The following is an 11,786-nucleotide window of genomic DNA, read 5'->3' as shown; positions in this document are numbered from 1 at the left end:
AAATTTGAAAACAATCAAAAAAATAATGCCTAAACTTTATATCGTTCCAACACCTATAGGAAATTTAAAAGACATGACGTTTAGAGCTGTTGAAGTTCTGAAAGATGTCGATTTAATTTTAGCAGAAGACACACGTACTTCAGGAAAATTATTAAAACATTTTGAAATTAGTACACAAATGCAAAGCCACCATATGCATAATGAGCATAAGATGGTAGAAGTTTTAGTACAAAAACTCAAAAGCGGAGTATCAATTGCGCTCATTAGTGATGCAGGAACACCAGCCATTTCAGATCCTGGATTTTTATTAACTAGAGCTTGTGTTGAAAATGATATTGAAGTTGAATGTTTGCCTGGAGCAACTGCATTTGTTCCTGCTTTAGTAAATTCTGGACTACCAAATGATAAATTTGTCTTTGAAGGGTTTTTGCCAGTTAAAAAAGGTCGTCAAACACGATTGAAGCTTTTAGCAGCTGAACCACGTACCATGATTTTTTATGAAAGTCCGCATAAACTCATAAAAACACTTTCAAATTTTTGTGAGTATTTTGGTGAAGAACGACCAGTGTCTGTATCTAGAGAGTTAACCAAACTCTATGAAGAAACCACACGAGGCACAGCAAAAGAAGTCTTAGAATACTATACAAATAAGCCTCCAAAAGGCGAAATCGTTATTATTGTTGGAGGTAAGAAAAATAGTTTTTAAAGAGTTGCCATTTTGAATTCATTTCAGAATCTCATTATTTTTAAGTGTGAAACTGAAACAAGTTCAGTTTGACGAAAGTGTGATGTTTAATAGTTAAAATGGAAGATTTACTTCACAACATAAGACAATGCAGAATTTGCGAAGCACATTTACCTCTTGGTCCTCGACCAGTCGCAACAGGACATCCAGATTCTAAAATTGTGATTATTGGTCAGGCACCTGGAACCAAAGTGCATCAATCAGGAATTCCTTGGGATGATGCTTCGGGTAGACAATTACGTAAATGGCTAGATGTTTCTACAGAAGTGTTTTATGATGAATCTAAGTTTGCTATTATTCCAATGGGATTTTGTTATCCAGGAAAAGGCAAAAGTGGTGACTTACCTCCTAGAAAAGAATGCGCACCACAATGGCATCAAGCTTTATTTGATGAAATGAAACAAGTAGAATTGGTGATTTTAATTGGGATGTATGCACAGAAGTATTATTTAAAAGAGAAAGCAAAACGAACTTTAACTGAAACGGTTGCCAATTATAAAGACTACTTACCACAATATTTTGTCTTGCCACATCCTAGTCCGAGAAACCGATTTTGGTTAGCTAAAAATCCTTGGTTTAGTGATGAGGTTTTAAACGTTTTAAAGTTGACTGTTAAAAAGGTTTTGAAAGATTAATCTGTATTTAGATTTTTTAGTCACTTGCTTCGCAATGTATTTTTGTTCAAAATATATTTTGATTTCAGTAGCCTTCAGAATGACAAAAACCGTTTAAATATGTCATTCAGAGCATAGCGAAGAATCTTTATTAAAACAAAGATTTAAAAAGATTTTGAACTTATAATAAATCCACCACATCCGCAAAAGGGATCATATTAATCTTTTAATGCTTTTATAAAAGATATAAGTTCTTCATTAAAGAAGATTAGTATTATACTAAAAATAGAAACAACGAAAACCATAAGTAACACTACACACAAAATAGATTTATGGAAGTGTTTTCCTTTGAGTTTGGGTAATATTTTTATTTCATTGTTAATCATTACTGCTAAATAAAGAAAACAGTTTTTATTTAATGCTTGTAATCAGTAATATGGTTTTTCAAAGTATCTAAAGTATTTTTATTTGAATCTTTTTCATATTTTCCGATTGACTCTATTTTAGAATCATTAAAGTTCTTGAATTGTTCAATTCTGATAGATTTTCCAAGTTCTTTAATGATAACACCTAGTAAAATTATTAGCCCAATAATGTTGCGAGTATCTTTTAAAAATTTCATATAACATATTTTTTGCTAATGTATTAAGCAGGAAATAGTTTACTGTGACATGGTTTGCATTGAAACAGAAAAGCAAAACACCTCTCCATTTCTGAAGAGGTATTTAATCTAATTATATCTAAACGCAAAGCGTTCTAAAAATCTAACAATCTAGATTCCTGCCAAGGCAGGAATGTCAATTTAATACAGAGAACCATCATGTTTTCCAACCTCAAAACCATGTTTTCCTAAATATTGGTTGCCGCTTTCAACAGCACCTTCTTCAATATCTGTTCCCATAGAATCATTCCAACGGTTTAGGTAGCCAAACAGCGATATGACACCAAGCATTTCTACAATTTCGCCTTCATCCCAATGTTGGTATAAACGGTCTTTAATTTCAGCATTCACTGCATTTGGAACTTGAGAAGCTGCTAAACTAAAATCTAAGGCAGCGCGTTCAGCTTCAGAAAAAGCCGAGTGTGTTCGGTATTCCCAAATATTATCTAACTGTTCTTGTTCTGCGCCATAACGTTCGGCAGCTCTAATAGCATGAGCTTGGCAATAACGACAACCTGTCGAGTTACTACTAACCCAAGCAATCATACGCTTTAAAGCAGAAGTCACACGACCTTCATTTGCCATAACGGCTTTGTTGAGGTTGATAAATGCTTTTGAAATTGCAGGACGACGTTGCATCGTAAGTACAGAATTTGGACAAAAGCCAAGCGTTTCATTAAAGAATTCTGCCAATTCTTTGGTTTCTAAATCGTGCTCTGGAGATAAAGGTGTAACTAATGCCATATAAATAGAAATTTGAGTTTTTTAGTAGTATTTTTGACTAAGATAATACATAATTACTTAAACAAGTAATCACTTAAATTTTAATATTATGTCTCATAAAGTCGTTACACATTGGAAAGGAAATTTACAGTTTGATTCAGATAATCCTAGTGGTAAACTCGTCACGATGGATACGTCTCCAGAACATGGAGGACACAACTCTGGATTGAGTCCGAAAGCCATGATGTTATCCTCTTTAGCTGGTTGTTCTGGTCTTGATGTGGTTTCAATATTGAAGAAAATGAAAGTTCCTTTTTCTGATTTTAGAATAGATACTTATGGCGAGTTGACCGATGAACATCCTAAATATTATCATACAGTTTTAGTTGAATATCATTTTTATGGAAAAGATCTGGATGACACCAAAATAAAAAAAGCAGTTGATCTATCTATTGAAAAATATTGTGGTGTGATGGAAATGTTTAGAAGATTTGCTGAAGTAAAAACATCTATTCATTACCACAATATTTAGCGTAAATTTTCTATATTCGTACATGCGTTGGACTCTCAAACCAAAACCAGATTCTAAAACTGTTGAAGATTTACAGAAAGCACTTCAGGTAGATGCTTCTGTTGCAACTTTATTAGTACAACGAGGTATTGAAACTTATGAAGCTGCCAAAACGTTTTTTAGACCAAGTTTTAACGATTTACATGATCCTTTTTTGATGAAGGATATGGATTTGGCTGTAGCTCGAATCGAAAAAGCATTGTCAAACAATGAAAATATTTTAGTGTATGGCGATTATGATGTTGATGGAACGACATCTGTTGCACTTATGTCTTCCTATTTAAAAAGCAAATCAGATCAAATTGCGACCTATATTCCTGATCGTTATGATGAAGGTTATGGTGTGTCCTATAAAGGCATTGACTTTGCTCATGACAACGATTTTACCTTGATTATTGCCTTAGATTGTGGCGTAAAAGCAATTGATAAAGTGGCTTATGCTTCAGAAAAAGGCATCGATTTTATCATTTGCGATCATCATAGACCTGGAGACAAATTACCTAAAGCTATTGCTGTTTTAGATCCAAAACGTGACGATTGTGATTATCCTTATAAGGAACTTTGCGGTTGTGGTGTTGGCTTTAAACTCATTCAAGCTTTGGCTTCAAAAGAGGGTCAATCTGTTGAAGATCTAGTTGTGTATTTAGATTTAGTAGCAACTGCCATTGGAGCAGATATTGTGCCTATAACAGGAGAAAATCGCGCCTTGGCTTATTTTGGATTGCAAGTTATAAATACCAATCCAAGATTAGGGATTAAAGCCTTGATTTCCGAAGTAAAAAAAGATAAACTTACCATTACAGATGTTGTGTTTATCGTCGCACCTCGAATTAATGCGGCAGGACGAATGAAACATGGTAATTATGCAGTAAATTTATTAACTGAAACGGATGAGTTTTTAGCTGAAGAGCATGCTAAAGAAATCAATACATTCAATCTCGACAGACGTGAAGCTGATAAACAAATTACTGAAGAAGCCTTAATTCAAATTTCTGAAAATAATGAAGTAAATAGATTAACCACAGTAGTTTATAATGCGTCTTGGCACAAAGGTGTGATTGGCATTGTGGCTTCTAGATTAACCGAAACCTATTACAGACCAACCTTAGTGTTTACCAAAAGTGGGAATCAATTAGCAGCTTCTGCACGATCTGTAAAAGGCTTCGATGTATATAATGCTTTGGAAGCTTGTAGTGAGCATATTGAACAGTTTGGTGGACATAAGTATGCTGCAGGACTGACATTAAAGGAAGAAAACTATGCTGCTTTTAAACAGGCTTTTGAAGATGAGGTGTCTAAAACTATAGATAGAGACTTACTCATACCAGAAATTAAAGTTGATGCCCAAATTCAACTAGATGAAATCACACCAAAATTTTACAGAATTCTTCGTCAGTTTACACCTTTTGGACCAGGAAATATGACACCAATTTTTATGACACAAAATGTAAAAGATTCAGGCTATGGTAAATGTGTTGGAGAAGATGATAAACATTTGAGATTAACTGTCGTGTCACCTCAAGCGCAGTCGAGAGGGCCGAAGTTTGTAGGAATTGGTTTTAACCTCGGAAATAAGATTGATCTGATCAAAGACAACAAATCCTTTGATGCAGTTTATTCTATTGACGAAAACCATTGGCAAGGTAGAACAAGTTTACAGTTAAAGTTGAGAGATATCAAGGCATAATATTCCAAACAGGTTTACGTTACTCAAAATATGAAACTCACCATAACGATTCTTTGTTGTTGTTTTCTAAAGATTGTTTTTGCTCAAAACCTAGTAATGAATCCTAGTTTTGAAGACTTTCAAGATTGTCCTAGAGACATTAGTTTCTTTCACCTAAACGTCAAGAACTGGTCAATTCCAAATAATGGTACTACAGATTATTTTAACTCTTGTAGTGAAAAAATGGGTTTTGATAATTTTATGGGTTATCAAAAGGCAAGAACAGGTAATGGTTATGCAGGAATCTATGTTTATATAAAAAAAGATTACAGAGAATACATTCAAGGAAAGCTTAAATCCACCTTAAAAAGAGGGAAAAAGTATCAAATCAAGTTTTATATCAGTTTAGCTGAAAATTCAAGATATGCATTAAAAGAGCTTGGCTTGACAATGCTATTCAAAAAATTTAATGCTATGAAAAGCAATACAAATATTCGCTCTAAAGCGATCTCTAAAAGGCACCCAAGAATAAAGTTTAGACCAATTTTTAGTAAGGCATTTTATGACGACGACAAAGAATGGATGGAAGTCTCATTCACATATACTGCTGAAGGATTTGAGAATTACTTCATCATTGGAAACTTTAACCCAAATTCGTCAACCCTAAAAAGTAAAACAAGGAAATCAAAATATGAGTCCTTTTCATACTATTACATAGATGATGTTTCAATCGAACCTTTTGAAAAGGAAAATATAGAAGCAACTGCTGAGGTTTCAGAAGCACCAGAAATTAAGACCGATCAAGTCTATACTTTTAAAACTATCTTATTCGATTTCGATAAAGCAGATTTATTACATAATTCCATAGATGAATTAAATCTACTTTATAATCATCTCATTAAAAACCCTAATTTAAAGATTGAAATCTATGGTCATACAGATAATGTGGGTTTAGATTCAAGAAATCAGGAATTATCAAAACAACGCGCAAAAGCTGTTGCAGACTATCTAAATTCAAAAGGGATTAACCAATCTAGAATTACCTTTTTTGGTTATGGAAGTTCTCAACCCATTTCAGATAATACAACAGAAAAAGGTCAGCAAGCAAACCGACGTGTTGCATTTAAATTGATTGAAAAACTAAAATAACGCCATTCTTTATTTTAGTTTTGTGCTATAATTTAAATTAAGAGAAATTGACTAAAACCGATCCATACGCAGCACTTCGATATCGAGAATTCAATATCTTTATATTGGTTCGATTTGCATTGGTATTTGCTTGGTCCATGCAGTTTGTCATTATAGAATGGCAAGTCTATGCACTCACGAAAGATCCATTGTATATTGGAATCATTGGCTTGATGGAAATTATTCCAGCCTTAGGCATGGCTTTGTTTGCAGGACATATTGTAGACCAACGCGAAAAACGCAATTTATTAGCTTTGTGCATTGCATTGTTTTCATTGATTAGTTTTGGTCTATTTTGGATTACCTCACCAACCATTACAGAAACATGGTCTGTTAATCGAATTCTATATACTATCTACGGATTTGTGTTTTTTGGTGGACTCTTACGTTCCTTTTTTGGACCAACGATTTTTTCATTGGTAGCACTTATTGTTCCGAAGAAAGTCTATCCTAATGCAGCTACATGGAATAGCTCTACTTGGCAAATGGCTCGAGTGCTAGGCGTAACCTTTGCTGGGTTTTCAATTAGTTGGCTTGGTACAGATGACCAATCTGGAGTGCATTGGTCGTTGTGTATTGTATTTGTTTTGGTATTGTTCTCGTTAACGATGCTATATCGAATTAAACGCAAACCAATTTTAAATCCGAATATTGGAGAACCGATGGTTCAAAGTTTAAAGGAAGGTGTATCGTTTGTGTTTAAAACTAAAGCTATTCTTGGTGCATTGACCTTAGATATGATTTCGGTATTGTTTGGAGGAGCTATTGCTTTGGCAGCAGTTTTTGCAACCGATATTTTGAAAGTTGGTTCTGAAGGTTTTGGTATTTTGGTTGCTGCTCCAAATGTAGGTTCGTTTTTAACGATGTTGGTCACAGCTTATATTCCAATTGTACGGAAAGCTGGATTGAAACTACTAATTGCTGTATTCGGATTTGGGTTAAGCATTATTGCTTTTGGCTTATCGTCTATATTTTGGATTTCAGTTGCTGCCTTGTTCTTTAGTGGTGTGTTTGATGGTGTCTCAATGGTGATTCGGCAAACCATCCTTCAGTTGAAAACTCCTGACCATATGAGAGGTCGTGTGTCTTCGGTAAATTCGATGTTTGTAGGATCTTCAAACGAATTAGGTGCTTTTGAAAGTGGATTAACTGCTAAATTAATGGGAACAGCAACTGCTGTAGTTTTTGGAGGAAGTATGACCTTGATTACAGTTATCACTACTGCTTTGGTATCACCTTCATTTAGAAAATTAGACTTAACCGAAGATATGGAAGCTCATGAAAAAGAGTAATACTTCCTTTTGAATAAAAAATGTCTATGAGTTTGTGTCATTCAGAGCGGAATATAATGAAGCGAAGAATCTTAATTGAAAGAGATTTCTCGACAAAGCCTGTGCTGAGCGAAGTCGAAGTACTCGAAATGACAATTATTTAAAAGTCTTTAACTCAAAACTATTTCCATCAAAAACACCATAGGTATAATACTGAATCCAATCGCCTAAATTGATATATTTTGATGTGTCGTTTAGTTCAATATCTAAAGGCAAATGTCTGTGTCCAAACACAAAATAATCACGATGTGATTCTTCAAGTTTCCGTTTACAATACTGCACCAACCACTCGTTGTCTTCGCCTAAAAACTTAGCGTCTTCATCTCCAGAAATAAGCTTGTTTTTTACAGACATATAATGTCCAATTCGCATTCCGAAATCTGGATGCAAAACACGTTTAAACAACCATTGACAAATAGGATTGGTGAATACTTTTTTCATGCGTTTGTAGCCTTTGTCTCCAGGACCTAAGCCATCACCATGACCAATAAAAAAAGATTTGTCGTTAAATGTAAATTCCTTTGGTTTATGATATACAGGAATATTAAGTTCTTCTTCAAAATAACCATTCATCCACAAGTCATGATTACCAACGAAGTAATAAATAGGAATTCCAGAATCACTAATTTCAGCTAATTTCCCTAAGGTTCTAGTGAATCCTTTTGGAACAACGCGTCGATATTCCATCCAGAAATCAAATAAATCACCAAGCAAAAAAATAGCAGCAGCATCATGTTTTATGTCATCTAACCAAGCCACGAATTTTTTTTCACGAGGCAAAGAAGCTTCTTTAGTTGGAGCACCTAAATGATTGTCTGAAGCAAAATAAATTGATTTGCCTTCAGGAATTTTTATGTGCGTTGGTTTAGTCATTATCTGAAGCGTACCATTCTGCAAAACTGGTTGCCGTTTCTCTTAGTTTAAGAGAATACAATTTTATGTTTTTAGGAAGACGTTGCTTGATTTTTTGAGCAAATTCTCCAATCATCATTTCGGTAGTTGGTTGATAGTCAACAAGTAATATGTGATGCCCAAGATCTTTAAGGTCTTTTGCTAAACTTAGGTGAGGTGTGTTTTTGTTAAATATCATTGAATGATCAAATACATCTACAATTTCTTCTTTAACTATTTTTTTAAGATCTCCAAAGTCTATAACCATTCCACATTTTACATTAGTTGTATCAGAAATTGGTGTTCCAATAACGGTTACATCTAGATGGTAACTGTGACCATGTAAATTTTTACATTTTCCATCATAGCCATGAAGTGCATGACCTGCTTCAAAAGAAAACTGTTTTGTAATGCGAATATTGCTCATTAGCGTCTTTTATTTCGATTAATGAAATATACTACAACGAGTACAATTCCTAAAATTAAGAATAAACCACTTCCGCTTAAAAATGACATGATATCCATAACCTATTTTTTAGATTTATTTTTAAAATACCTAAACACAAAAAATGCAAAAATTAAGATAATAACATAAGGTAAATTTTTACCAATAGCGTAACCAATATCATAACCCGAATCGTAAGTGTCGGTATTTTGTAGTACTACCAATAACACATTCATGTTTAAACATTATTATGCGTCAAAGTTACGTCTTTTGTGAAAGCGATAAAAATAGTTGCCTGAATTTTATGATTAAAGGAACACCTCTAGCAATTATCCAAAGGGTTAGCGCTATAAACACTGCATATAATTTTAGGTTATAGTTATCTAACAAGAATAATACAGGAACAAACACTAAACCTGTTGAGAGTAAAAGTAAGTTTCTTAAAAATTTCATTTTTCCCATACCTTTAAACATGCCATCAAAAATAAAAGCTAATGCACAAAGTGGTTGCATGATTAAGACAAGCCAAAAGACCTTGTAAAATTCATTGAGCACGAGTAAGTCTTCAGTGAAAATAGAACCAATAAAATTGTAGAATATCAAACCTAATATTGCTAAAACCACACCAACACCAATGCCACATTTAATAAGAAATCGACTAAGTTCAATTAACTTCTTATAATTTTGTGCACCTAAATATTTTCCAGATAAAATGTTTCCAGCACTAGCATAACCATCAATTATGAATGCGCCTAAAAACCATAAATTAATCGCAATAGTATATGCAGCTATATATTCAGTTCCGTAAGATGTTGCAAAGCGAGTCGCAAAATACAAGGTCGCATTTAAAGCTAAGGTTCTGACAAACAGATTTAAAATCATTAGGATGAAATTTTGAATCTCAGGATTGAATGGAAATTTTATGCGTAATGATATATCTGTCTTTTTTAATAAGAAGTATGCAGAACATAAAGCCATTATAATTTGAGCGATAACACTTGCATAAGCTGCACCTTTAATATGCATTGGGTTAATGACACCATCAATACCATACACTAAAACAATGTCTAAAATAATATTAATGATGGTGCCAATAATTGCAATTATCATTGGATAGAATGTGTTTTGAAGCCCTCTAAATGTTCCGAAAATAGCAATAGTGAACAAGGTGAATGGAAATCCGAAAACCCGAATATGATAATAATTCACGCTATACTCTAAAATTAGATTTGAGGCATTATACAGTTTAAAAATTTGAGACGCAAAAGGCCAGGTAAAAATGATAATTAGAATACTAATTGATGTTATTATAAAAATAGCTTGAGCAGGTAAATTTTTGACCTGATCTAATTTATTTGCGCCTAAATGTTGTGAAACTATTGAAGAAATAGCGCTTCTTGTTTGTCCTAAAACCCAGATAAGCATCGAAATAAAAGTACCAACTATACCTACTGCTGCTAAAGCTTCTGCAGAATTATAGTCTACATTACCAATTATGGCAGTATCAGTTAAAGACAAGATAGGCTCTGCTACACCAGCAATTAAAGCAGGAATGGCTAGTTTGTTAATGTTTTTTAATGTGATATCTGTTTTCAAAGGATTAATTCGTAGCAATAAAAAGGATATTCGCTTTGTTTCGGAAAATAAATTGAGCCCAACTTTTGGTAGCCACGAAGTTCGTAAAATTTTTGATTTCTTTTGTTTCTCGAAAAGGTGTCTAGCCTTACCGAAGTATAATTGTTACGTTGCGCAAAAGTTTCAGCAAAATCCATTAGTTGTTGAGCAAACCCTTTGCCTTGATAATTTGGATGAATGGCTAAACGATGAATATAGATGCTGTTTTCATTTGGAGTTAACCACTGTACAGGCATGTATTCTTCATCCATACATGTAGAAATTACAATACAGCCTTTTATAGTATTATCGGTTTCTAAAACATAAAGCTCGTCTCTTTTAAGGTCGTTTTCAAAAGCAGTTTTAGTTGGATAATGTTCGTTCCATTGAAAAATATTTTTATCGATCATAAACTTTGCACAAGCTTTAGTAATGCTTATAATGTGGCCAATATCGTTTACAGTAGCTTTTCGAATCATTTTTAATACTTACCTTTACCAAACAATTTAACAAAGTTACTTTTAAATATTTAGTTATGAAGTCTATTTTAGTTCCCGTTGGATCCTCAAAAAATGCAGTAAGCCATTTACAATATGCAGTTGATTTTGCACATGCTTTTGGTGCAAAGTTATATGTAGTACAAGTGTACAATGTAACTACCAAAGCAGGAACAATGATGAAAGTAGACGACATGATTGAACGTGAGAGCTTAGGGTTTTTAAAAAGTCATGTAGATAAAGTAAATACTAGAAATGTTGAAATTATTTTAAAAACATTTAAAGGTCAGTTAACAGATACTTTAGAAATGGCTTGTAATACGCTTGATGTAGATTTAATTATTCTAGAGCCTAGAACAACTTCTATTAAAGACGAAGTGTATTTAGGGAAGACATCTGGAAAAATTATTAAACAAACCAATATTCCTGCGTTAATTGTTCCTGAAGGATATGTTTATAAGCCTATTGTGAAAATGTTATTAGCAATGAAATCTGCTATTATAAAAAAGGAAGATGCTCTAATTCCTTTAATGACGATTAAAAACCAATTTAAGGCTGTTTTAAATTTGTTGTTGGTAAAAACACCATACTATAATGAAGGTGATTTAGAAGTTAGTGAAGACTTATCTAGCCAAATAACAAATACTACAATTAGCGAAAACGCAACAACATATCAAGGTGTTTTAGAACATTATAAAGATAATAATCCAGATTTACTTTGTGTGGTAAGACGTAAGCGAGGATTTTTTACTAAGAAATGGGAAAAAAGCACCATACTTAAAAAAGATTTTAGCAGTAAATTACCTGTATTAGTATTGAGAGGTCTAAAATAATTTATTG

13 protein-coding genes are annotated in these 11,786 nt (G+C 33.3%); 7 read left to right on the top strand and 6 right to left on the bottom strand.

The features are described 5' to 3' along the window. Positions 1–25: 25 nt before the first annotated feature. Positions 26–706 (top strand): 16S rRNA (cytidine(1402)-2'-O)-methyltransferase, encoded by a 681-nt coding sequence (rsmI, locus tag ACP15M_RS06250; protein WP_425076328.1) that lies wholly within the window; start codon positions 26–28, stop codon positions 704–706. Positions 707–804: 98 nt separating this feature from the next. Beyond that, a complete protein-coding gene (locus ACP15M_RS06245) occupies positions 805–1,380 on the top strand; it encodes a uracil-DNA glycosylase family protein (RefSeq protein WP_425076327.1) in 576 nt (191 codons plus the stop codon). Between the two features lie 394 nt (positions 1,381–1,774). On the opposite strand, the gene ACP15M_RS06240 is transcribed toward ACP15M_RS06245, so the two are convergent. Beyond that, entirely contained in the window at positions 1,775–1,981 is a 207-nt protein-coding gene (locus ACP15M_RS06240; RefSeq protein ID WP_425076326.1) for a hypothetical protein, read from the bottom strand. A gap of 180 nt (positions 1,982–2,161) precedes the next feature. Next, positions 2,162–2,764 carry a carboxymuconolactone decarboxylase family protein gene (locus tag ACP15M_RS06235; protein ID WP_425076325.1) on the bottom strand — a complete coding sequence of 201 codons (603 nt, stop codon included), beginning with the start codon at positions 2,762–2,764 and terminating at the stop codon, positions 2,162–2,164. An 88-nt stretch (positions 2,765–2,852) separates the two neighbouring features. Here ACP15M_RS06235 and ACP15M_RS06230 point away from each other — a divergent pair, with 88 nt between their 5' ends. The 4 genes from ACP15M_RS06230 (at position 2,853) to ACP15M_RS06215 (ending at position 7,460) form a co-directional block, all read left to right on the top strand. Then, positions 2,853–3,275 carry an OsmC family protein gene (locus ACP15M_RS06230; RefSeq protein ID WP_425076324.1) on the top strand — a complete coding sequence of 141 codons (423 nt, stop codon included), beginning with the start codon at positions 2,853–2,855 and terminating at the stop codon, positions 3,273–3,275. Between the two features lie 22 nt (positions 3,276–3,297). Next, on the top strand, positions 3,298–5,001 hold the full coding sequence (gene recJ, locus ACP15M_RS06225; protein WP_425076323.1) for a single-stranded-DNA-specific exonuclease RecJ: 1,704 nt from the start codon (positions 3,298–3,300) through the stop codon (positions 4,999–5,001). 96 nt (positions 5,002–5,097) lie between these two features. Further along, the gene (locus ACP15M_RS06220) at positions 5,098–6,129 is read left to right on the top strand and encodes an OmpA family protein (protein ID WP_425076322.1); all 1,032 of its coding nucleotides are present in this window, start codon (positions 5,098–5,100) and stop codon (positions 6,127–6,129) included. 47 nt (positions 6,130–6,176) lie between these two features. Continuing rightward, positions 6,177–7,460, top strand: a complete 1,284-nt coding sequence (locus ACP15M_RS06215) for an MFS transporter (protein ID WP_425076321.1) — start codon at positions 6,177–6,179, stop codon at positions 7,458–7,460. Positions 7,461–7,595: 135 nt separating this feature from the next. Here the strand turns inward: ACP15M_RS06215 and ACP15M_RS06210 are convergent, their stop codons facing one another. The 4 genes from ACP15M_RS06210 to ACP15M_RS06195 all read right to left on the bottom strand — a co-directional run bounded on the left by ACP15M_RS06210 (position 7,596) and on the right by ACP15M_RS06195 (position 10,928). Then, the gene (locus ACP15M_RS06210; RefSeq protein WP_425076880.1) at positions 7,596–8,354 is read right to left on the bottom strand and encodes a UDP-2,3-diacylglucosamine diphosphatase; all 759 of its coding nucleotides are present in this window, start codon (positions 8,352–8,354) and stop codon (positions 7,596–7,598) included. A gap of 10 nt (positions 8,355–8,364) precedes the next feature. After that, positions 8,365–8,817 carry a 6-pyruvoyl trahydropterin synthase family protein gene (locus ACP15M_RS06205; RefSeq protein ID WP_425076320.1) on the bottom strand — a complete coding sequence of 151 codons (453 nt, stop codon included), beginning with the start codon at positions 8,815–8,817 and terminating at the stop codon, positions 8,365–8,367. Positions 8,818–9,096: 279 nt separating this feature from the next. Continuing rightward, positions 9,097–10,431, bottom strand: coding sequence for an MATE family efflux transporter (locus tag ACP15M_RS06200; protein ID WP_425076319.1), 1,335 nt, complete (start codon positions 10,429–10,431; stop codon positions 9,097–9,099). Then, the gene (locus ACP15M_RS06195) at positions 10,428–10,928 is read right to left on the bottom strand and encodes a GNAT family N-acetyltransferase (protein ID WP_425076318.1); all 501 of its coding nucleotides are present in this window, start codon (positions 10,926–10,928) and stop codon (positions 10,428–10,430) included. The genes ACP15M_RS06200 and ACP15M_RS06195 overlap by 4 nt, the downstream gene beginning before the upstream one ends. Before the next feature lie 56 nt (positions 10,929–10,984). Here ACP15M_RS06195 and ACP15M_RS06190 point away from each other — a divergent pair, with 56 nt between their 5' ends. Next, positions 10,985–11,779 (top strand): universal stress protein, encoded by a 795-nt coding sequence (locus ACP15M_RS06190; RefSeq protein WP_425076317.1) that lies wholly within the window; start codon positions 10,985–10,987, stop codon positions 11,777–11,779. Positions 11,780–11,786: the final 7 nt, after the last annotated feature.

This window comes from Psychroserpens sp. S379A (genome assembly GCF_049800755.1).
GTDB lineage: Bacteria > Bacteroidota > Bacteroidia > Flavobacteriales > Flavobacteriaceae > Psychroserpens.
Note: the sequence above shows the minus strand (reverse complement) of the source record. Positions and strands in the feature narration are given on the sequence as shown.